Raw genomic sequence first — 20,306 nt, 5'->3', positions numbered from 1 at the left:
CATTAAAACAAATCAACTTTCCAACTAAAATTTAGTTTCTAGAGGATATTGGTAGAGCTTCGCTTATATACCTAAATGGAAACTGTCTTTTAATAACTCAGCTATTTCTCTCTAGGATTTTTCTGGTAAGAAATTATATTATCACTTAAAAATGAAAGTTTGTGTGAGATCATTTTATCGAGTTTCATCTCTAAAGAATATATCTCATGATAATAAATCTAACAAGATCAAATCACCATAAAAGCCACATTCCACTAAAAATTAATTTTTATTTAGAAATAAGTGAATTTCTAGCATATTTAATAGCTTCCTTGACAATTTCTATTGAATTAATATGATTTGCCAATAGTAAAACTAGACTAGCATCCAGTTGTCGTGACTCATTTTCACTTAACTGTACATGTGCTTGAACAAGCAGTGTGAAAAGCTCATCATTTGAGATTTTAGAAGCAGTTATGTTTAGACACATTTTCGTACTTCCTCATTGAGGTATTTCCCAAGAGCAGTGATATAAGCAAGCTCAAGCTCTATAGGAGTAGGATTTATGAGATAGGCGCATAGATGCTGATCTGGGCGAAAAAGCATTACTCCACCAGGGTGAATTCCATACCTACTATCCAGGAGATTTTTTGAGTCAATTAATTCAATTGGTAAACTTTGTGTTGGTGGATAATTACTTAATGTAATTTTGGCTGGTGCCTGTTTATCATGGTTTAATGGGCGAGTCATAAGTGTGAAATTATTCCCTCCAATGTAGTGTAATATCCAATCTGATATGCCATTTTTTTGTAATGGCATATCGGGTGCCGGCCCTCCAAGAGGTAACCGTGCTTTTTCCGAGAAATCGTTGATATAATTGAGTGGGCTGGATTTCAATATACTTGGTGTAGATAGCCTCCCAGAATTAACCATTTTACGTGCAAATTCACTAGTTCTAGCAAGAGTAAGCACCGCATCACGGTAAGTTAAAGCACTTTGGTTTTTCGGAGTGATGAATTCAGCGCTTCTAGTTGAGTTAAGTATATTTTCATCAGCAGCCGCACAACGCTCATAATTGTAGGTTTCTAGAAGCCGTTTGTCAGAAATCCCCGATAGGATCGCAGTGAGTTTCCAAGCCAGATTATCTGCATCTTGAATACCTCCGTTGCCCCCTCGACCACCAAATGGGCTTACTTGGTGAGCTGAGTCACCTACAAAAATTATATTATTATGAACGAAATTTTCGATACGGCGACATTGAAAAGTATAAATACTCGACCAAACTACCTCAATATTGGTCGTATCACCAAACATACACTTTAACCTAGAAAGGATACGTTCCTTTTGACATTCAATTTCGGTATTCGCTTGCCATCCAAGTTGAAAGTCAACACGCCAAATATCATCAGGCTGCTTATGGATCAGAACTGATCGGTCTGGATGAAATGATGGTGAAAACCAGAAACGACGCTCTGCAGGAAGTGAAGATTTCATCCTGATATCAACGATGAGAAATTTATCCTGAAAGACCTGACCTATAAATGGTAAATTGAGCGAGCGGCGTATAAATGACTTAGCACCATCACATGCTAATAGCCAATTTGTACTGAAGGAATAATTTCCATTAGGTGTTTCTATAAATAAATCAACATGATCATGAGATTGATTTATTTTTATAACTTTATGCTTCCAACGAAAATCAACATAACCGGTGGCCATACAAGCTTCCACAAGCCATTCCTCAACGTAATATTGTTGCAAGTTTAAAAATGCTGGATACTCAGTTTCGTTATATTCCTCAATTGAGCTGCAAAAAAGTGGGGTATCTTTAAGATATATTGTGCTAGTTTTCCATGCTACTCCCTTAGCCATTAGACGATTACCAAGCCCCAATCGAGATAATATTTCTAGAGAACGGCGTGCGAAAACGATGGCTCGTGACCCATCAGCCACTGAGTTATTCTCATCCAAGACTACAACGTGTATACCACGCAGACTAAGATCCAAGGCTAGTGTTAGACCGACTAAACCAGCACCAACGATAGTCACTGAATGATTTTGGTCTCGTCCACTTTTAGGAGGTTCGGAAATAGAAAAGCGTGGATATTTATACATGTTACCACCTCTGATTGTTTTAACTGCTGCAGGTCGTCATGTTGCTACAGAACTCGAACAAGTCTTAAGGGAATTTATTAGTTCTCTTTTGGGTGATGCAAATCCTGCTGACATTCAGGCAACACAACGAGTACTAACTGCGATTATAAACGAGGCAAACCTAAGAGATGAAAAAGATTAATATTTTTCTATCCGCTTTCTTGTTGATTTAATTACTTCTTACCACTTCTCGTATACAGATTATTGAGTGTATTGATTCAGATTAATATACAAAATCTTAAGTAATAATCCTTTATTTTATCCCATTTATAATCTGTTCACCATCACCAAGCAGACTACCAGTATTTCTGATGGTCTGCTTGGTGATGGTGATTGCTATAAAACTTTAGTTAAAAATAGTAGTAGCTACCCATTATTGTTACTAACCTCTATTTATCTTTGTAAGTTGAATATTCTGGGTAGATACGATTCACAAGAGTAATAAAAGTGGAAGTCCAATATTCAGTAGCCTCGTTCTTCTCAGCTTCAAGATTTGCCAAATCCTGATAAAGAGGGCTTCTCAGATAGTCTTCTAAATCATTTATATTTGAAAAACTTAATAATGACACGCCATCAAGAGAAGAAGTATATTCGTGATAGAATGGTTGTCCCTCTGCCGAAGGTCCAATATTATGCAACTGAACATACCGTTTTATAAATTTTCTTTCCTCATTTCTTTTATATAATTCTGGGGCATATTCTTCTAACCACCATTTTTGGAACTCAGTTCTCTCAATATTTGAACGCCTCTGATGAGTTTTAACTAATATGACTCCCTCATTTCCACATTCGCTAGGAATTACTATATATTGTTTTGATAGGAGTGGAGCAATATCACGGAAAATAACTTTATCTTCTGGTAGGATTTTTTTTATTACTCGTTCACTACTTAGCAAGAATGGAATATCATCTTTTCTTGAGAAGTTTAAATAGGCAATACCATCCCAACTTGGACGATTATACGATTTAATATGACCAATAACTGTGGGCCATAATTTTCTACATTCATCCACAGGAACTCTATAAGGTATTGTATCTGTTCCAGTTGGACCAGCAGCTAAACGATGTAACTGATCATAACGAACAAGTTTCTCCAAGATATTGGCATCCACATCCGTTTCAGGGTGAATAAAACGAACTCCGTGCACTTTTCGCCAGTATTCTCCCCAATGTTCAAAGTTTATATTAGGTTTTCCTTCGAATGCATTGTCTGAAGGAGATGCTGATGGATCAGGGATGACATTGCCATCGTGATCTAAAATATGCCCATCGGCACGGCTTCTTTCTGATAAAGGTGTATTATCTGCTCGAGAAAGAAAAGAACACAATACTATTAATGGCTCATGAGTACCCGGTCTAGCCTTAATATAGGGGGGGCGAATTAGCTGCTCTTCAACATAGTTAGCCATGTTTAAATGCTCCATTGTTATTGTGGAATAATGAAAGTGCTAACCCCAATAGGCTAGCACACAAACAAAAGGCACATAGACCGCTCCAACCAAAATTGGCCCATGAAAAACTCCCAATTGCAGCACCAACAGCCATGCCGCACATAGCTCCTGTCATAAGTAAACCATTTAATCTACTACGAGCATTAGGGTCTATACTATTAACTATAAACTGGTGGGAAACCAAAGCTGCCATTACTCCCAAATCAAATGTCATTGCTCCTATGGCAAGAGTGACTAATGAACCAGATAAAAGCCACATTCCTATGAATGTAACAAATACTAAACCACACCCTAATCGTATCGCTAAGAGCGGCCCTTTTTTATCTGCAAATCGCCCAAAAATAGACGCACCGAGTGCTCCGGCAGCACCTGCAATCCCAAAAGCACCAGCTATACTTGCGCTTTGGTTATAAGGAGCGGATGCAAGAACCATAGCTAAAGTAGACCAAAAAGCACCGAGTGTTGAAGCTAATAAGGCTTGGGTCATTACGGCAAGCTTTAGTGAACGATGTTGTCGCCATAGGTCCCATAAGCTCTTAAGTAATTTATTGTATGTAGTATTGCTAAGAACAGGAGGTAAAACAGGCAAATTACGTCGGGCGAGTAAGGCTATGATAATCATTAGTCCTGCTGCTATAAGTTGCATACATCTCCATCCCAAAAAGTCTGATATTAATCCCCCCAAGGCTCGTGATAACAATATGCCGATTAATAAACCAGTAGTAACAATACCAACTACATAACCTCTTCGAGATTCAGGGGATAATTGAGCTGCAACTGGAATAAAATCTTGTCCAACACTACTTAGCAGCCCAATCATAATCCCAGCAATGACCAATGAACTAAGGTTAGGAGTTAAGGCAGAAAAAATAAGTGCCAATGCAAGAAATAATGATTTAGTAAAAATCATATTTCTTCTGGAGAAAACATCACCCAACGGGGCAAGAAATAACATACCGGCAGCATAGCCAATTTGCGTTAGCGTCGGTACTAAGCCAATACGTTCAGCTCCAACATCAAATTCTATTTGTATAAGATGTAAGGCAGGTTGAAGATAATATACATTCGCAACGCCAAGCCCAGCACCTAGGGCCAATAGAAATAAGAGCTTTTGCGATAACACAATACTAAAGTTAGCATGTGAATTCATGAAATTATTCCTCATCCCACCTAATACATTAGAATACGAGATTATTTTTCTATTTTATTTAAAAATCACTGTATGGTATATAACAGGTTCCTCATAAGTTAGTTGACAATAAGTCGTCAATTAGGTTTTAAAAAATGACATATACCGATCCTTTTCGTTATACCATTATTTTTCTGTATGTCGTGGAGGCAGGGAGTTTTACGCTTGCAGCGGAAAGACTCCACATGTCAAAGTCTGGCGTAGCCAAAAGTATTTCTCGGTTAGAAAATCGTCTTGGCGTGCGTTTATTTAATCGAACCACCCGGCAATTAAGCCTAACAGATGAAGGCCTCGTATATAGTCAAGGGTGTTCACGCGCTTTAACTGAGCTTGAAAATGCTCAATTAGATATTTCAACACGTAAAGTCTCACCATCAGGAAAATTACGTATTGACATGCCAGTAGTCTTTGGAAAAAAATGGGTTATGCCAATACTTTTGGACATAACGGAAAAATATCCTGAACTTGAGTTAGATGTAACCTTAACTGATCGCCGGATTAATTTAATTGAGGATGGTGTAGATTTAGTCATAAGGATCGGTCAATTGGATGAAAGTGCAACCCTTGTAGCAAAAAACTTAGGGATGCAAAAATCAGTGGTATGTGCAAGCCCACAATATTTAAAAAAATTTGGCTATCCTCAAGTAATAAATGATTTGACAAATCATCAATGTATTACTTTCATAAGTGGCAATCGTCCCCTTCCTTGGTATTTTATTGATGAACAAAACAATACTCAATCTATCCTAATTCAAGGACGTATTAGTTCCAACCATAGTGAAACAATATTGGATGCCACACTACATGGCCATGGAATTTCGCTGTTATCAAACTGGTTAGTATCCAGTTATTTGGACAATGGGCAGTTGGTAAGATTACTACCTGATTTCCAGACCCTAGGATTCCCAATTCATGCTGTATGGCCCCAAAATAAACATTTGTCGCCAAAAGTACGGGTAGTAGTGGATGCTTTAGCCAAAAGTTTTATCACACAATCACCTTGGAATGAACCAAACAGTTTTTAAACAAATATACCGAAATAGAACGTCCAAGCATAAAATAGAAAAGATGCAGCTCATGTGAATTAATTCAATATTGATCTTAGGATCGCGTATGCACTGATAAGAAAATTTCTCTAGCTCTAAGAGAAATAAACTAAACAATCGATTATTCAATTAACTCTTTTAAAAATATTTTCCAGATATACCCATCTTCATTCAGGGCAAACGGGTCTACATTATACTGATGGAAAACTCACCGTAAGGACTTTCAGCAGATAGCTATTATCCCAGCCTGCTTTATATCGCTTGGTTTTAAGACTTACCTTAACTGTTTTCTTGTTTTTCAGCAGATTTAACGCGACTTTATTCATTAAAGCTATATTTTTGCACCGTATCCACTTCTCAGACAGTTTTTATCTTCATGGAAACTCACATCCAACTACCAGTGTAATTTCGATTCAAGGTGCCAATGGTAGCGTATTGCATATGCTATAAACTGGGCGGTCTTGGCCTGATGGCTGGTGATGTAGTAGCGTTGTTCATACATCTCCGCTTTCCCTTTGATTTTTCGATGAGATTCAACCACGGTAATTCCGCCCAACGTTTTCCATTGCGGATGGCGTTCTTTCAGCCAGTTAACATCACTGACCAGTCATACCTGCTGCTGTTCTATACGTCTATGTTCCCCTTAGACACATCAGTTTCCTTCCAGTAGCCCCTTCAATTATCCAACAAAGCCAGCAATTTAGGGGGTGGGGTGACTTCGTTCGATTTATCCGAAACTTCCATCTGACCAAAGCAGAGTTGATTCACGGCTGACCAGGTGCTGATTAGATGGTCAGCCGAAGCGTCATTGGCTTTATCGAGCGTTCCCGCAACGTTTTACCATCCAACTCGATAGTGTCATTAGAGAGTTTAGCTAAGCTGTTCTCCCATTAGGTAAACACGTGTCCAAATTCTTGAGGATCAAGCCGGTTTATCACATCGTTAAACGTATCATAGCTGAGGATACCATTAAGAAGCTCCAGAAATTGTCGAAACCAATCTTCTTTGGATTTACTATATTTTTCAATCGCATTGAAGCCTTCACAGCTACAGATCACGGTACAAATCGAGATGGTCAGAATATCGATGAGTACATACTGTTTAGTTCGGTTAACACGCGGATAAATGAGATATCCGTTATTACTATACCGCGATAAGCTAATCATGAATGCGATTATCGATCACTCTAATAGCTTTTCCTTCGGAGCGCGGTATATCCCCACAGTTGACTATACTGACTTCGGTGTTGATCCCTATCATGGCTTTAATGTGATGGCGTAATTGGTGGCAGATATCGCAACGTTGCTGGATACTCAGTTGTGCCGGATCTTTCAGTTCGACCTTGACGGACAGGCTGTCATAATTCCCAACGCGGTCCACTTCCAGCTGATAATGTGGCGACAGTTCACTGAAACGTGTGATTTGTTCTTCTACCTGTGATGGAAAGACATTGATGCCGCGGATGATGAGCATGTCGTCGGAACGTCCGGTGATCCTGTCCATACGCCGCATATTGCGGGCAGTTCCCGGTAACAGACGTGTCAGGTCACGGGTACGGTAGCGGATCATCGGCATGGCTTCTTTGGTGAGTGTGGTGAAAACCAGCTCACCATTCTCGCCGTCCGGTAATATATTCAGGTTGTCAGGATCGATCACTTCCGGATAAAAATGGTCTTCCCAAATAGTCGAACCATCGGCATATTCCAGTGATTCCATGGCGACACCCGGCCCCATGATTTCTGACAAACCATAAATATCCAGCGCTTTGATGCCCATACGAGTTTCAATTTCATGCCGCAGCCCTTCTGTCCACGGCTCAGCCCCGAAAATACCGACCCGCAGAGAGCATTGTCTGGCATCGCCTCCCATTTGGCGTTCCAATACATCCAATAGTGTCAGGCAGTAAGAGGGCGTCATCATAATGACATCGGGTTTAAAGTCGCAGATCAGCTGTGCCTGTTTTTCTGTCTGTCCGCCAGACATCGGGATCACGGTAGCTCCCAGACGCTCAGCGCCGTAATGTGCTCCCAGACCGCCGGTGAACAGGCCGTAACCGTAAGCGACATGTATTTTGTCTTTAGCTGTTGCTCCGGCAAAACGCAGGCTACGGGCGATCAGATCAGCCCAGTTGTCAATATCCTGCTGGGTATAGCCAACAACGGTCGGACGCCCTGTTATTCCGGATGAAGCATGGATACGCACGACTTTTTCCATCGGAACAGCAAAGGTATCAAAAGGGTAGTTATCCCTCAGATCCTGTTTGGTAGTGTAAGGAAATTTAGCGATGTCCTCAAGCTGCCGGAAATCACTGGGGTGAATACCAATCGCATCAAATTTACGGCGATACATTGGCACGTTGTTATAGGCATGATGCAATGTCCATTTCATCTGCTTAAATTGTCGTGCCTGAATTTCATCGCGTGAAGCAAATTCAATAGAATCGAGACTGGCTTCGGGATGTTGAGTGAAGCTTGAGTTGAGGTGGTGTACGTTGTTGCTCATAGTTCCCGCCCTTTTGTTGGTTGAACTGTATCAGGCTGTTTTTATTGTTATATGCAGGTGTTGGTTATGAAATACGTTCAATAATCATGGCAATTCCCTGACCAACGCCGATGCACATGGTGCATAAGGCGTAGCGTCCGGCTCGCCGTTCCAGTTCAAGCGTTGCTGTCAGTGCAAGTCGGGCACCACTCATTCCCAGCGGATGCCCCAGTGCTATCGCACCGCCATTCGGGTTCACATGTTCTGCATCATCCGATAATCCCCACTGGCGCATTACTGCCAGTGACTGAGCTGCGAAGGCTTCGTTCAATTCGATCACATCCATCTGATTCAGACTCAGTCCGGTAAGAGCTAACACTTTGCTCGTGGCTGATAGTGGCCCGATCCCCATAATGCGCGGCTCAACACCGCTGGTGGCGGTTGCCACAATACGCGCTTTAGGTGTCAGCCCGTGTTTTAATGCTGCGGCTTCTGAAGAGATAATCAGGGCGGCGGCTCCGTCATTGACGCCGGAAGCATTACCGGCAGTGACGGTGCCTTCGGTCCGGAATGGTGTTTTCAGCTTTTGTAACTGCTCTAAGGTTGTGTCAGGGCGGGGATGTTCATCCTGTGAAATAATCGTGTTTTCCCCTTTTTTCCGGCGGTCAGGCAGGGTAACAGGGATGATCTCTTCAGCCAGAATGCCTTGTTGCTGCGCTTTAGCGGTACGTTGCTGGCTGCGCAGCGCGAAAGCATCCTGAGCGTCCCGGCTGATATCAAATAGAGCCGCAACGTTTTCTGCGGTTTCCGGCATCGAATCTGTACCGAATTGTTTCTGTATCAGCGGATTAATGAAACGCCAGCCAATGGTGGTATCAAATATCTGCGCCTGACGGCTGAAAGCCGTTTCCGCTTTTCCCATCACTAATGGGGCGCGGGTCATGGATTCCACACCACCAGCCAGCATCAACTGAGCTTCACCTGCTTTGATACTGCGGGCAGCAAAAGCCAGTGCATCCAGACCTGAGCCACACAACCGGTTGAGAGTTGTGCCGGGAACGGAATATGGCAGGCCAGCCAGCAATGTCGCCATGCGAGCGACATTGCGGTTATCTTCACCCGCCTGATTTGCACAACCGAGAATGACATCATCAATCGCTTGCCAGTCCAGTCCGGGATAACGTGCCAGCAATGCCCGTAGTGGCAGAGCGGCCAGATCATCAGGGCGCAGGCTGGCGAGGACTCCACCATAACGGCCAATAGGTGTACGCACTCCGTCACAAATAAATGCATGGTTCATGATTTTTCTTTCCTGATCGCTTTAGTAGGAGTCGTTGCTTTGGCGGGTTCTTCTAAAACAGAATGACCCAGACGGTGGGAGTGACCACGGAAAAAGGCGACAGTTTTGCCATTCTGATTGGTAATTTTGACGTCATATAACCCGTTAGTTTTGCCCTGATGCTGCACTGACGCGTTAGCAGTAAGCCGGTCACCATTAAAAACCGGATGGATAAAATCAATATTACAGCCGGAAGCGATAGCCGCAATTCCCTCACTGTTACAGGCATAGGCGAATGCGGTATCTGCCAGACTGAATATAATGCCACCATGACAGGTCTTATGGCCGTTAAGCATGGTAGGTACAATGGTCATGCTTAACTGAGCGATCCCGATATCGATATAGTCAATCTGCATTCCCATATGATTAGCACAGGCATCTTTGGTATACATGGTCTCAATACAGTTTCGGGCAAGTTGCTTCGGGGAAGTCTTCGTTTTATTAGGCATGATCTTTCTTCTTATGTTGATATTCATGTTGCCGGAGAGATGGAGACTGTAATGTGACATGGCCCGCCGCGAGCTGCCGAAGTAGGGGCGACGGACGATAACGGGTTTCCCCGTAAAACTGTCGTAAGTTTTCCAGTGTATTGAAAATATGCTGCCAGCCGAGCTGAGTTCCCCATGCCAGTGGCCCGATGGGATAATTCACACCGCGGCACATTGCCAGATCGATATCTTCGGCGCTGGCAATGCCTTTATTAAGCGCATCCAGTGCTTCGTTACACAGCATGGCCACAGTCCGCATCGTCAGCATGGCCGGATAATCCGGCAGTAAAATGACCTGCTTGCCGAGGGAATAGAGAAAACGGGCGATTTTTGCCGTTTGTTGTTGAGTGTTCTGGCAGGCTGCACTTATTGTGATTATCGGAGCAGCATGATAGTTGGCTGACAGATCAAACTGCACGACCGGAGCCTGAATTTCATCAGCCAGCTGGGAGCTGGTTTTGCCGGTTGCCAGCATAAAGAGAACATCATCAATCTGTAATGCAGGTGAAGGTAATGGGATATTGCATTTTTCCCCGCAGGATACCCCGTTTTCCTGCAACTTTTCCTGTAACAGAGCGGCAAAATGCGGCAGGGTAGACCAGTTTCCGTTCGCATTTATTTGTGCTGATGTGATTGGCTCAGTGGCTTGCATTTCATCAGTCGCAGGAAATAATTGCAGCTTTTTATCTGCACTATTCTTTTCTGCATTATTAGTGTCGGAATAGACATAAAACCCCCGACCACTTTTGCGCCCCAGATGATTAGCTTCTACCAGTTCTTTTTGTCGTAATGATGGCTGAAAGCGGGGATCACCGTAGAAAGCATGAAACAGGGATTCAGTAACGGCGTAATTGACGTCTTGTCCGATTAGATCAGTCAGTTGTAATGGCCCCATAGCAAAGCCGCCGGAATCCTTTATGACCGCATCCAGTGTCGCCGGAGATGCAATCTGTTCTTCCAGTGCGCGCAGGGCTTCGGCGTAAAAAGGTCGCGCAATGCGGTTGACGATAAAACCGGGTGTAGAGCGGCAAATGACGGGCTGTTTTTGCCAGTTGATCATGAGGCATTTAAGAGTTGCGATGATTTGTGGGCAGGTTTCCAGACCTTGCACGATCTCCACTAGTTTCATTAGCGGAGCAGGGTTGAAAAAGTGTAGCCCGGCCATGCGTTGAGGTTTACTCAGAACACGGGCAATAGCCGTAATCGACAGCGATGAGGTATTACTGGCAAAAATGGTTTGTTCTGAACACAGAGATTCCAGCTGGTGGAATAGTTTTTGTTTGGCTTCGAGCTGTTCGATAATTGCTTCAATTACCAGTATACAGGGAGTCAATGCCTGTAATGAGTCAACCAGAGTGATGCGTTGTAACAGCGCCTGAGTTTTGTCTGCATCGGCTTTACCTGCTGTGACACGCTGATGCAGGCGGGTGTGGAGTGTATCCAGTGCTCGTTGTGCGGCTTCAACATTCGCATCAAATAGCAGGACGGAATGCCCTGCTAGTGCTGCAACCTGAGCAATGCCGATACCCATCGTTCCCGCGCCAATAACAGCGATTGGGCCTTCTGGAATTGATTCGTTAGCTGTTGAATCACTGAATGTCGGACGATGATGTACTGGCATATTCATATTTATTTTCCTTTAAACTGTGGTTCGCGCTTTTCCATAAACGCCCGGATGCCTTCCTGAAAATCTTCTGTATGCCCGCACTGGCGTTGTAGATCGCGCTCAAGTTCAAGCTGCTGATCCAACGTATTGGTTGCGGCGGCGTAAGTGGATTTCTTGATGCACGCAAGGGAGACTGTCGGCTGAGAGGCCAGACGCTGGGCGATTTCCCATGCTTTTTCTTCCAGTTCTTTAGGTTCAAAGACCTGCCAGATCATGCCCCACTCCATTGCCTGTTCAGCACTGATTTTGTCTCCCAGCATTGCCATTCCCATCGCGCGGGCATGACCAATTTTACGAGGCAGGAACCAACTGCCGCCTGCATCCGGTGTCAGGCCAATACGACAAAAAGCCTGAATAAAGGTGGTATTGCGGGACGCGAGCACAATGTCACCCGCCATAGCAAGGGAAAGACCCGCTCCCGCCGCCACGCCATGAACAGCGCAAATCACCGGCTTGGGAAGGGTGGTCAGACGGCGGATTAGCGGGTTATAGTAAGTTTCAAGGGAATAGCCGAGATCAGGAACGCCACCTACGTTGATAACAGAACTACGATCATTTAAATCCTGACCGGCACAGAAACCACGTCCGGCCCCTGAAATCAGTACACAGCGCACTGATTCATCCTGTTCTGCGATTTGCAGTGCTTCACTGAGTTGCAGGTGCATTTCCTCGTTGATACTGTTTATCAGTTTTGGACGATTGAGTTTAATGCTAAGGACACCTGCTTTCACTTCAGTGAGTATCGTGGGTATATTTTCATTTTCCATCTACTAGCATCCTTTAAATGTCGGTTTACGTTTTTCAAGGAAGGCTGAAATACCTTCCTGACGATCGGCTGTACCTGCTAAGGCAACAAAATGTTGTCGTTCAGCGGACAGCCCTTGTGACAGGCTGGTTTCGTATGCAGTCTTGAGCGCAGCCTTGGCCGCCCGCAAAGCCAGCGGCGAAAATTCACTGATACGGTCTGCTATCTGTTGTGCACGTTTCAACGTCAGGTTATCGATGCAAATTTCACTCACTAACCCTGCCTGTTGCGCCTGATGAGCGTTAATGGCTTCGCCGGTTAAGATCATCTGGCTGGCAAGGGCTTTGCCTACACTGCGGATAAGCCGCTGTGTTCCGCCCGCTCCCGGCATTAACCCCAGCGTGATTTCCGGCAGTCCAAAACTGGCGTTTTCACCACAAATCACCAGATCACAGGCCAGTGCCAGTTCACAGCCCGCGCCGAGGGCATAACCATTAACGGCGGCTATCATCGGTTTGCTGATATTGTTCAGTCGTTGCCAGAGCTGAGGGCGACGGTCAGTTATTGCGCTGGCAACAGTTTGTTGCTGTAGTTCTTTAAGGTCAGCCCCGGCGGCGAAGCAGCGTAGTGAACCGGTAATGATAATGACACCGGTTCCGGCATCGGCATCTGCCTGCTCCAGACGTTGTACGAGAAGTTCCAGACAGTCATTGCTGAGAGCGTTGCGTACTTCCGGGCGGTTGAGGGTCAGTGTGCGTACCCGCTGTTGTTGAAGACTTAAAACCCATTCCTGATTCATGGTATCTCCTGATTTGCACTCTTATCTCTGGAATATTTCTGATTAATGAGAGATTTCAGACATCAAAATCAACAACAACACCATCGCCTTTCGGCCATGACTGGCAGCTTAAAATATAACCGGCGGCCAGTTGATCCGGTTCAAGGCTGTAGTTCACACCCATATCCACTTCACCGGATTTGAGCCGGCATTTACAGGTGGCACAAACACCACCTTTACAGGCGTAGGGCAAATCTGCGCCCTGACGCAGGGCCGCATCAAGAATGCTGTTATCCTCAGTATTCATCACAATATTCAGAGTGCGGCCATCTAAATGAATTTCGACACTCGTTTCATTGCGTCCAGCCAGACTGGCAGGATGGGAATTGGTATAGAGAGGATGGTTACCGGTATTGAAACGTTCACTATGGATGTGTTCAGGCGTCATACCCGCCTGTTCAAGTGCTGATTTGGCATCATCCAGCATCGTTTCAGGCCCACAAAGAAAAGCGTGATCAAACTGGGAAAAATTAAGCAGTATCTTGCCGATCCGCAGCAGGTTTTCGGTATTGATACGACCGTTGAGTAGCGGGCTGTCAGTGGTTTCCTGACTGAATAGATACATGACCTGAAAACGTTGCAGGTAGCGGTTTTTGAGATCAGCCAGTGCTTCCCTGAACATCACAGAGCGGCTGGTACTGTTGCCATAAATCAGCGTAAAAGTACTGTCTGGCTCCAGAGCCAGTGTGCTTTTGATAATCGACAGGATAGGCGTAATGCCTGAACCGGCTGCAATCGCCAGATAATTTCCCGGCTTGCTGGTATCAGGGGGATGACCAAAATTACCTTGTGGCTGCATGACATCCAGCTCATCCCCAACTTTCAATTGTTGGTTAATAAAGGTAGAGAATCGCCCCTGATAGATAGCTTTGACACCAATTTGTAGTGTGTCATCCAGTGGTGAGCTACAGATGGAGTAGCAGCGGCGCAGTTCTTCCCCGTTAACCTCAGCCTTAAGTGTCAGGTGCTGACCCGGCTGATAGTGGAAATACTCTTTCAGTTCATCGGGAATATTCAGTGTGACTGCGACAGAATCTGGCGTTTCCTGTTCAATAGCAGCAATGCGTAAGCGATGAAACTGTGTTCGGTGAGACTGCTTTTGTTGAGAACCGGGATGAGGAAGAATAGCCATCTGCTGCTCCCTTAAATACATTTGAAATAATCGAAAGGTTCCAGACAGTGCTGACAGCGATAAAGTGCTTTGCACGCGGTGGAACCAAACTCACTGATTTTTTCTGTCTGATGGCTGCCACAACGCGGGCAGGTAATGGATGCGGTGTCTGCGGGTTTTTCACAGGCTGCTCCCTGTGGTGGCGCGATACCGGATTCCCGCAGACGCTGTCTGGCATCGGCATTCATCCAGTCAGTCGTCCATGCCGGGCTTAGGCTTACGTTAATATGTACAGGGGAAAAACCGGACTGAGCCAGTGTTGTCCGGATTTCATTAATGAGAAAGTCCGTGGCCGGGCAGCCTGAATAAGTGGGGGTGAATACCACTTGCCACCCCTTCTGACCGTTCTGCTCATTCTGGAAAGCGGTAACTTCCCGTACCATACCGAGATCGGTGATCGATAACGTCGGCAGTTCTGGGTCGGCAATCTGATGCAGACACTGCCAGATCTGGTGGATTTCGGGTTGCTGCAACGCTATTGATTGCAACGCTATTGATTGCAAGGAACTGAGTTGCTGCTCCATCCTACCCTCCTATACCCTTCGTCTTTCGAGCTGCCTCTTTGTTGGCTGCGCTCACCAGTTATTGTCTGGATATGCCCGCTGTAAAAACTGCATTTCTGCCAGTATGTATCCGAGATGTTCTGTATGCCGCCCTTGCTTGCCGCCCTGCCGGTACGGAGTTTCCTGTGGTATTTCCAGCGTGGCCTGAGCAAAGGTGTCTTTGACCATTTGCTGCCACGGTTCATGCAGTGTCCTGGGATCAACCGCAATGCCAGCCTCAGCAAGTTGCTGCTCTACTTCATCGCAATGGAAAAGTTCGCCGGTAAAGCGCCACAGTTGATTGACAGACTGCTGCATTTTCTTATGGCTCTGTTCTGTGCCATCCCCCAGACGGATCATCCAGCCACGGCTGAAACGCAGGTGATATTCCACCTCTTTTAATGACTTATTGCTGATGGCGGCTAATTGGGTATCACGGCTCTGCCCTAATGCCTGATGGAGTAAGACGTGATAGGCATCGATAAAAAACTGGCGCACCAGCGTATCGTTAAAGCCTCCATTAGGTTGCTCCACCAGCAGAAGATTGTGGAACTCCCGCTCATCACGCCCAAAAGCCAGCCGGTCTTCATCACTTTCTCTATTTTTTTCAGCATCAGTTCCGTCAAGTGTGGCGGCATAGCTGAGAAAATGGCGAGCCTGACCCAGTAAATCGAGACCGATGTTAGCCAGAGCCAAATCAATTTCCAGTTCTGGCGCGTGACCACACCACTCGCACAGGCGCTGCGCCAGAATTAGCGGACTGTCTCCGAGACGCAGTACGTAGTTAAAAAGATTATGGTTGAAAAGGTTATGATCGAGGGAAGCGGTATGAGGCATGTTCATATTTCCCCCCTTACATATTCTTGATGCCGTCAGGGATCGTGTAGAACGTCGGATGACGGTAAATCTTGTCTTCCGAAGGTTCAAAAAAAGCGCCGCGATCCTCCGGCTGTGATGCAACCAAATAGATGGATTTCACCACCCAGATAGAGCAGCCTTCGTTACGTCGGGTATAAGCATCACGTGCATTTTCCAGCGCCATCTGATCATCCGCTGCATGGAGGCTGCCGACATGACGATGAGCCAGCCCCTGCTTACTGCGAACAAAGACTTCATACAGTGGCCAATCGGTATTGTTCATATCTTGCCTCCGTTTTCATCGATTATTAAATACAGTGGACTAAGCAGCCTGTTTTTTGGCAGCCATTTTTCTGGCATGGCTGGAAGCAGCCTCACGTACCCAGCTTCCGTTTTCCCATGCCCGGCGTTTGGCTTCCAGACGTTCGTGGTTACATATGCCGTGGCCTTTGATCACCTGATTGAATTCGTCCCAGTTGATTTCACCAACGCGGTAATGCCCTGTTGTTTCATCCCAGGCCAGTTCAGGATCAGGGGCTGTCATACCCAGTGCCTCTAATTGGGGAACGGTGTTATCGATGAATTTTTGTCTCAGCTCATCGTTACTAAACCGTTTAATTTTCCAGGCCATACTCTGGGCGCTGTTGGGGGAATCACTGTCATTAGGGCCGAACATCATCAACGTCGGCCACCAGAACCGATTAATGGCATCCTGTAGCATGGCCCGCTGAGTTTTACTCCCTTTTGCCAGCACGGTAACCGCTTCATATCCCTGACGCTGGTGGAAGCTCTCTTCTTTACAGATTTTCACCATAGCGCGGGCATAAGGGCCGTAAGAGGCACGACACAGAGCGACCTGATTGACTATTGCAGCACCGTCCACCAGCCAGCCAATGACGCCAATATCTGCCCAGCTCAAGGTGGGATAGTTGAAAATTGACGAATATTTCATCGTTCCATCCAGCAATTTCTGATAGATGTCCTGACGAGTACAGCCCAGTGTTTCTGCGGCGCTGTAGAGATAAAGCCCGTGGCCTGCCTCATCCTGCACTTTTGCCAGTAATACAGCCTTGCGCCGCAGGGTTGGGGCACGGGTGATCCAGTTGGCTTCCGGTAACATGCCGACAACTTCCGAGTGTGCGTGTTGACCGATCTGACGTATCAGATTTTGGCGATAGGCATCGGGCATCCAATCCTTAGCTTCAATGGTGATATCTGCCTCGATCTTGGCGTCAAAATGCGCCTGTCGTTGATGATCCGGTTGATCAGTTGTCATATAACGCTCCACATATGATTCTTATTTTTTTAAAAATATAGTAAAAACGAATCACTTAATGCAACCTTAAATCTACAAATTGATAACAAAAATATCAAACGTTTTATTTGTATATTTGTTGAGCTCATCACAATTTATGTTATTTATTTTTCAAAAAGTTGTAATTAATTTTTATTGTTATGGATAAGTAAGGGGATTGATATGCAGAGCCCAGAAAATGTTTGCTTTTGTTAATTTTTTGGGTGGTTTTTTGTCTGGATTATGTGATACATAAATATTGCATATTGTTTTAATGGTGATTCATTAATGATATCAGCGGAGAAAAAAATGCAACAATTGACCAGTTATATTTGTGGTGAGTGGGTTTATGGAAACGGTAACGCCAGAACTATTCACCATGCAGTAAGTGGTGCAGCGCTGTATCAGGTCTGTTCAGATGATCTGCCACTGGCTGATAGCCTTAGATATGCCAGAGAAAAAGGTGGAAAAGCACTCTCAGCCATGACATTCCAGCAACGTGCCCAGATGATGAAAGCCGTTGCAAAGCATCTGCTTGCCAATAAAGAAGCTTTATATGCTATCTCGGCAGAAACCGGAGCGACCCGCTCGGATGGCTGGGTAGATATTGAAGGGGGCATTGCAACGCTATTTTCCTATGCGGGTCTGGCAGGGCGTGAGCTACCGGATGATGTGTTGTGGCCGGAAGATGAGATGATCCCACTTTCCAAACAGTCCCAGTTTGTCGCTCGTCATGTTCTGACTTCCCGTCCCGGCGTGGCTCTGCACATTAATGCATTTAACTTCCCTTGCTGGGGGATGCTGGAAAAACTGGCACCGACCTGGATGGCGGGCATGCCGGCCATTATTAAACCCGCGACCGCTTCAGCACAGTTAACACAGGCAATGGTGAAACTGATCCTCGACAGTGGTTTGGTTCCGGAAGGCGCATTGCAGTTGATCTGTGGCGGAATTGGCGATCTGTTTGATCATCTCGACTATCAGGATGCGGTAACTTTTACCGGCTCAGCCCAGACCGGACATAAATTGAAGTCCCATCCTCGTCTGATTGAAAAATCCATTCCGTTTACGATGGAAGCTGACTCTCTCAACTGTTGTATTCTGGGGGATGATGTGACGCCGGATATGCCGGAATTTGGTGTATTTATTAAGGAAGTTGTCCGTGAAATGACCGTGAAGGCAGGGCAAAAGTGTACTGCCATCCGGCGTATTATTGTACCGGAAAGCCAGCTTGAATCGGTTAAGCAGGCGTTGATGAAACGTTTGTCCGGTGTTGTGGTGGGCGATCCGGCTTTGCCTGATGTCCGTATGGGGTCATTGATCAGCCTTGAACAGCGCGATGAAGTTCAGTCCAAAGTGGATTTACTGCTACAAAGTGGTTGTGAATTATTGCATGGTGGCTCTTTAGCTAAACTGCAACTGGCAGATAAGACGAACAGTAATGGGGCATTTTACCCGCCAACTCTGCTTTATTGTGCAGATCCGATGACCAATCAGGCTGTACATGAAACAGAAGCTTTCGGCCCGGTTTCCACCCTGATGACATATCAGGAGACTGGACAGGCGATTGAGCTGGCTTTAATGGGTCAGGGAAGTCTGGTGGGTTCGCTGGTCACGTCAGATGAGCAGATTGCGATGCAGGTCATCCGTGCAACAGCCTGTGCTCATGGCCGTATGCTGATTCTGGATGAAGCAGCTTCTGCCGAATCAACCGGACACGGTTCTCCGTTACCTATGCTGGTGCATGGCGGGCCGGGGCGCGCTGGTGGTGGTGAGGAGCTTGGCGGGTTACGTGCTGTGAAACACTATATGCAGCGTACGGCAATTCAGGCCAGCCCAAGTATGCTGGCAGCAATTGGCCGTGAGTGGGTACGTGGCGCAAAAGTGAAGGAAGATCCTGTCCACCCGTTCCGTAAATATTTCGAACAAATTGAAATCGGGGAAAGTCTGCTAACCGCCCGCCGGACAGTGACGGAAGCAGATATCGTCAATTTTGCCTGCCTGAGTGGTGATCATTTCTATGCTCATATGGATAAAATTGGCGCGGCTGAATCCCTGTTCGGTGAGCGTGTAGCACATGGCTATTTTGTTGTTTCTGCCGCCGCCGGCTTATTCGTCGATGCACCCGTTGGGCCGGTACTGGCGAATTATGGCATGGAAAACCTGCGCTTTATTGAGCCAGTGAAGATTGGCGATACGATTCAGGTTCGGCTGACCTGTAAGAAGAAGATCAAGAAAGTGCAGAAAACGCCGGATGATAAACCACATGGTGTCGTTATGTGGGATGTACAGGTTTTAAATCAGGAGCAACAGCCTGTCGCGCTTTACAGCATTCTCACGCTGGTGGAACGGCAATTGAGGGATTATGTTTGATCTGTACTTGTTAGCCTTTTCTGAATAAGAGAGTGCCTGAGGTGAAAAACAATATAAGTGGTATCCCTCAGGCTATTTTTTACATTCTGAATTTGGGTTGGTTATCATTTTCGGAGAGTGAATTTTGTAGTTTTTGAAATAACTCTTTTAAGTTTGAGATTAAGTAAGGGATAAATTTCTTATTTCCCAAAGTGCGTGTAAAGGTATCACTGGGCAGAAAGCGCTCCATTTCGGCGACAAATGCTTTACCTGTGATGATTTCAGGTAAGGACTGAAGGCGAAGCTCTAATAAAGTAGTAAAGTTTATTAGCTTGTAGTCAGCGATTTTTTTCATCACCAAATCAGTATTTAATTTGGCATTTTGTTGTTGTAACCAAACCAAATCCCAAATGTCACGATGGCGTACATAATTTCTGGTAGCAGGTAATGAAATCAATTTATCCGCCATTATTTCATCTAAGGTTTCTACATGTAACCTGAATTCTGGATAAGAAATTGACGAGAGGCCTGTTCCAGGAGCAAAGTTTTGGTGAAAGCCTAAAACGACTCCGGGGAGGAACAGGCCATGGACAAGTTAGTTGAAATTTTCTGCGATGTCGACGACTTTTGTCGTCTTTTCATCCCCCAGTGGGCGCAGTTTTGTCTCGATAACGGATACCGCCTGCGCCGCAGACAAGGCCGCATGTATCCCA

21 protein-coding genes and 1 pseudogene are annotated in these 20,306 nt (G+C 45.4%); 4 read left to right on the top strand and 18 right to left on the bottom strand.

Annotated elements, in window-relative coordinates; translation table 11 throughout:
• Positions 1 to 268 precede the first annotated feature (268 nt).
• Both AACX68_RS18805 and AACX68_RS18800 read right to left on the bottom strand, forming a co-directional pair.
• On the bottom strand, positions 269 to 469 hold the full coding sequence (locus tag AACX68_RS18805) for a DUF2783 domain-containing protein (RefSeq protein WP_228860125.1): 201 nt from the start codon (positions 467 to 469) through the stop codon (positions 269 to 271).
• A complete protein-coding gene (locus tag AACX68_RS18800; protein ID WP_228860124.1) occupies positions 460 to 2,094 on the bottom strand; it encodes an FAD-dependent oxidoreductase in 1,635 nt (544 codons plus the stop codon). The genes AACX68_RS18805 and AACX68_RS18800 overlap by 10 nt, the downstream gene beginning before the upstream one ends.
• Here AACX68_RS18800 and AACX68_RS18795 point away from each other — a divergent pair.
• Positions 2,093 to 2,275 carry a hypothetical protein gene (locus AACX68_RS18795; RefSeq protein ID WP_228860123.1) on the top strand — a complete coding sequence of 61 codons (183 nt, stop codon included), beginning with the start codon at positions 2,093 to 2,095 and terminating at the stop codon, positions 2,273 to 2,275. The genes AACX68_RS18800 and AACX68_RS18795 overlap by 2 nt on opposite strands.
• Before the next feature lie 247 nt (positions 2,276 to 2,522).
• Here the strand turns inward: AACX68_RS18795 and AACX68_RS18790 are convergent, their stop codons facing one another.
• Both AACX68_RS18790 and AACX68_RS18785 read right to left on the bottom strand, forming a co-directional pair.
• Positions 2,523 to 3,542, bottom strand: coding sequence for a hypothetical protein (locus AACX68_RS18790; protein ID WP_228860122.1), 1,020 nt, complete (start codon positions 3,540 to 3,542; stop codon positions 2,523 to 2,525).
• Positions 3,535 to 4,734 (bottom strand): MFS transporter, encoded by a 1,200-nt coding sequence (locus AACX68_RS18785; RefSeq protein ID WP_228860121.1) that lies wholly within the window; start codon positions 4,732 to 4,734, stop codon positions 3,535 to 3,537. The genes AACX68_RS18790 and AACX68_RS18785 overlap by 8 nt, the downstream gene beginning before the upstream one ends.
• A gap of 134 nt (positions 4,735 to 4,868) precedes the next feature.
• On the opposite strand from AACX68_RS18785, the gene AACX68_RS18780 reads away from it, so the two are divergent.
• The gene (locus AACX68_RS18780) at positions 4,869 to 5,798 is read left to right on the top strand and encodes a LysR family transcriptional regulator (RefSeq protein WP_228860120.1); all 930 of its coding nucleotides are present in this window, start codon (positions 4,869 to 4,871) and stop codon (positions 5,796 to 5,798) included.
• Positions 5,799 to 6,213: 415 nt separating this feature from the next.
• Here the strand turns inward: AACX68_RS18780 and AACX68_RS18775 are convergent, their stop codons facing one another.
• The 13 genes from AACX68_RS18775 to paaA form a co-directional block, all read right to left on the bottom strand.
• Positions 6,214 to 6,360 carry a hypothetical protein gene (locus AACX68_RS18775; RefSeq protein ID WP_228860119.1) on the bottom strand — a complete coding sequence of 49 codons (147 nt, stop codon included), beginning with the start codon at positions 6,358 to 6,360 and terminating at the stop codon, positions 6,214 to 6,216.
• 349 nt (positions 6,361 to 6,709) lie between these two features.
• Positions 6,710 to 6,985, bottom strand: coding sequence for a transposase family protein (locus tag AACX68_RS20220; protein ID WP_370630309.1), 276 nt, complete (start codon positions 6,983 to 6,985; stop codon positions 6,710 to 6,712).
• Entirely contained in the window at positions 6,978 to 8,321 is a 1,344-nt protein-coding gene (gene paaK, locus AACX68_RS18770; protein ID WP_228860118.1) for a phenylacetate--CoA ligase PaaK, read from the bottom strand. Before paaK ends, AACX68_RS20220 begins: the two co-directional genes overlap by 8 nt.
• A 64-nt stretch (positions 8,322 to 8,385) precedes the next feature.
• Positions 8,386 to 9,600, bottom strand: coding sequence for a 3-oxoadipyl-CoA thiolase (gene pcaF, locus AACX68_RS18765; protein ID WP_228860117.1), 1,215 nt, complete (start codon positions 9,598 to 9,600; stop codon positions 8,386 to 8,388).
• Positions 9,597 to 10,088 carry a hydroxyphenylacetyl-CoA thioesterase PaaI gene (paaI, locus tag AACX68_RS18760; RefSeq protein WP_228860116.1) on the bottom strand — a complete coding sequence of 164 codons (492 nt, stop codon included), beginning with the start codon at positions 10,086 to 10,088 and terminating at the stop codon, positions 9,597 to 9,599. Before paaI ends, pcaF begins: the two co-directional genes overlap by 4 nt.
• Positions 10,081 to 11,748, bottom strand: a complete 1,668-nt coding sequence (locus tag AACX68_RS18755) for a 3-hydroxyacyl-CoA dehydrogenase (protein ID WP_228860128.1) — start codon at positions 11,746 to 11,748, stop codon at positions 10,081 to 10,083. Before AACX68_RS18755 ends, paaI begins: the two co-directional genes overlap by 8 nt.
• 8 nt (positions 11,749 to 11,756) lie before the next feature.
• A complete protein-coding gene (gene paaG / locus AACX68_RS18750) occupies positions 11,757 to 12,560 on the bottom strand; it encodes a 2-(1,2-epoxy-1,2-dihydrophenyl)acetyl-CoA isomerase PaaG (RefSeq protein WP_228860115.1) in 804 nt (267 codons plus the stop codon).
• A 3-nt stretch (positions 12,561 to 12,563) separates the two neighbouring features.
• Positions 12,564 to 13,337: a 2,3-dehydroadipyl-CoA hydratase PaaF gene (paaF, locus tag AACX68_RS18745; protein ID WP_228860114.1), complete on the bottom strand. Its 774-nt coding sequence runs from the start codon at positions 13,335 to 13,337 to the stop codon at positions 12,564 to 12,566.
• A gap of 55 nt (positions 13,338 to 13,392) precedes the next feature.
• Positions 13,393 to 14,508: a 1,2-phenylacetyl-CoA epoxidase subunit PaaE gene (paaE, locus tag AACX68_RS18740; protein ID WP_228860113.1), complete on the bottom strand. Its 1,116-nt coding sequence runs from the start codon at positions 14,506 to 14,508 to the stop codon at positions 13,393 to 13,395.
• An 11-nt stretch (positions 14,509 to 14,519) separates the two neighbouring features.
• Positions 14,520 to 15,071, bottom strand: coding sequence for a 1,2-phenylacetyl-CoA epoxidase subunit PaaD (gene paaD, locus AACX68_RS18735; RefSeq protein ID WP_304957243.1), 552 nt, complete (start codon positions 15,069 to 15,071; stop codon positions 14,520 to 14,522).
• Between the two features lie 51 nt (positions 15,072 to 15,122).
• Positions 15,123 to 15,926, bottom strand: a complete 804-nt coding sequence (paaC, locus tag AACX68_RS18730) for a 1,2-phenylacetyl-CoA epoxidase subunit PaaC (protein WP_228860126.1) — start codon at positions 15,924 to 15,926, stop codon at positions 15,123 to 15,125.
• 16 nt (positions 15,927 to 15,942) lie between these two features.
• Positions 15,943 to 16,230 carry a 1,2-phenylacetyl-CoA epoxidase subunit PaaB gene (gene paaB / locus AACX68_RS18725; protein WP_228860112.1) on the bottom strand — a complete coding sequence of 96 codons (288 nt, stop codon included), beginning with the start codon at positions 16,228 to 16,230 and terminating at the stop codon, positions 15,943 to 15,945.
• 39 nt (positions 16,231 to 16,269) lie between these two features.
• Entirely contained in the window at positions 16,270 to 17,223 is a 954-nt protein-coding gene (gene paaA / locus AACX68_RS18720; protein WP_228860111.1) for a 1,2-phenylacetyl-CoA epoxidase subunit PaaA, read from the bottom strand.
• A 327-nt stretch (positions 17,224 to 17,550) separates the two neighbouring features.
• Here paaA and paaZ point away from each other — a divergent pair, with 327 nt between their 5' ends.
• On the top strand, positions 17,551 to 19,614 hold the full coding sequence (gene paaZ / locus AACX68_RS18715) for a phenylacetic acid degradation bifunctional protein PaaZ (protein ID WP_228860110.1): 2,064 nt from the start codon (positions 17,551 to 17,553) through the stop codon (positions 19,612 to 19,614).
• Positions 19,615 to 19,693: 79 nt separating this feature from the next.
• Here paaZ and AACX68_RS18710 read toward each other — a convergent pair whose 3' ends face one another.
• Positions 19,694 to 20,110, bottom strand: coding sequence for a nucleotidyl transferase AbiEii/AbiGii toxin family protein (locus AACX68_RS18710; protein WP_339389384.1), 417 nt, complete (start codon positions 20,108 to 20,110; stop codon positions 19,694 to 19,696).
• A gap of 69 nt (positions 20,111 to 20,179) precedes the next feature.
• Here AACX68_RS18710 and AACX68_RS18705 point away from each other — a divergent pair.
• Positions 20,180 to 20,306: pseudogene (locus AACX68_RS18705) on the top strand (IS982 family transposase); the annotation flags it as partial.

Origin of the sequence: Xenorhabdus sp. PB61.4, from assembly GCF_963894935.1 — a bacterium.
Lineage (GTDB): Bacteria > Pseudomonadota > Gammaproteobacteria > Enterobacterales > Enterobacteriaceae > Xenorhabdus > Xenorhabdus stockiae.
This window is presented reverse-complemented; position numbering and strand designations above follow the sequence as displayed.

What these genes read in the sequence shown, in the direction of transcription:
- AACX68_RS18805 (WP_228860125.1), bottom strand. Translation starts at nt 469, where the DNA reads ATGTGTCTAAACATAACTGCTTCTAAAATCTCAAATGATGAGCTTTTC.
- AACX68_RS18795 (WP_228860123.1), top strand. Translation starts at nt 2,093, where the DNA reads ATGTTACCACCTCTGATTGTTTTAACTGCTGCAGGTCGTCATGTTGCT.
- AACX68_RS18800 (WP_228860124.1), bottom strand. Translation starts at nt 2,094, where the DNA reads ATGTATAAATATCCACGCTTTTCTATTTCCGAACCTCCTAAAAGTGGA.
- AACX68_RS18790 (WP_228860122.1), bottom strand. Translation starts at nt 3,542, where the DNA reads ATGGCTAACTATGTTGAAGAGCAGCTAATTCGCCCCCCCTATATTAAG.
- AACX68_RS18785 (WP_228860121.1), bottom strand. Translation starts at nt 4,734, where the DNA reads ATGAATTCACATGCTAACTTTAGTATTGTGTTATCGCAAAAGCTCTTA.
- AACX68_RS18780 (WP_228860120.1), top strand. Translation starts at nt 4,869, where the DNA reads ATGACATATACCGATCCTTTTCGTTATACCATTATTTTTCTGTATGTC.
- AACX68_RS20220 (WP_370630309.1), bottom strand. Translation starts at nt 6,985, where the DNA reads ATGATTAGCTTATCGCGGTATAGTAATAACGGATATCTCATTTATCCG.
- paaK (WP_228860118.1), bottom strand. Translation starts at nt 8,321, where the DNA reads ATGAGCAACAACGTACACCACCTCAACTCAAGCTTCACTCAACATCCC.
- pcaF (WP_228860117.1), bottom strand. Translation starts at nt 9,600, where the DNA reads ATGAACCATGCATTTATTTGTGACGGAGTGCGTACACCTATTGGCCGT.
- paaI (WP_228860116.1), bottom strand. Translation starts at nt 10,088, where the DNA reads ATGCCTAATAAAACGAAGACTTCCCCGAAGCAACTTGCCCGAAACTGT.
- AACX68_RS18755 (WP_228860128.1), bottom strand. Translation starts at nt 11,748, where the DNA reads ATGCCAGTACATCATCGTCCGACATTCAGTGATTCAACAGCTAACGAA.
- paaG (WP_228860115.1), bottom strand. Translation starts at nt 12,560, where the DNA reads ATGGAAAATGAAAATATACCCACGATACTCACTGAAGTGAAAGCAGGT.
- paaF (WP_228860114.1), bottom strand. Translation starts at nt 13,337, where the DNA reads ATGAATCAGGAATGGGTTTTAAGTCTTCAACAACAGCGGGTACGCACA.
- paaE (WP_228860113.1), bottom strand. Translation starts at nt 14,508, where the DNA reads ATGGCTATTCTTCCTCATCCCGGTTCTCAACAAAAGCAGTCTCACCGA.
- paaD (WP_304957243.1), bottom strand. Translation starts at nt 15,071, where the DNA reads ATGGAGCAGCAACTCAGTTCCTTGCAATCAATAGCGTTGCAATCAATA.
- paaC (WP_228860126.1), bottom strand. Translation starts at nt 15,926, where the DNA reads ATGCCTCATACCGCTTCCCTCGATCATAACCTTTTCAACCATAATCTT.
- paaB (WP_228860112.1), bottom strand. Translation starts at nt 16,230, where the DNA reads ATGAACAATACCGATTGGCCACTGTATGAAGTCTTTGTTCGCAGTAAG.
- paaA (WP_228860111.1), bottom strand. Translation starts at nt 17,223, where the DNA reads ATGACAACTGATCAACCGGATCATCAACGACAGGCGCATTTTGACGCC.
- paaZ (WP_228860110.1), top strand. Translation starts at nt 17,551, where the DNA reads ATGCAACAATTGACCAGTTATATTTGTGGTGAGTGGGTTTATGGAAAC.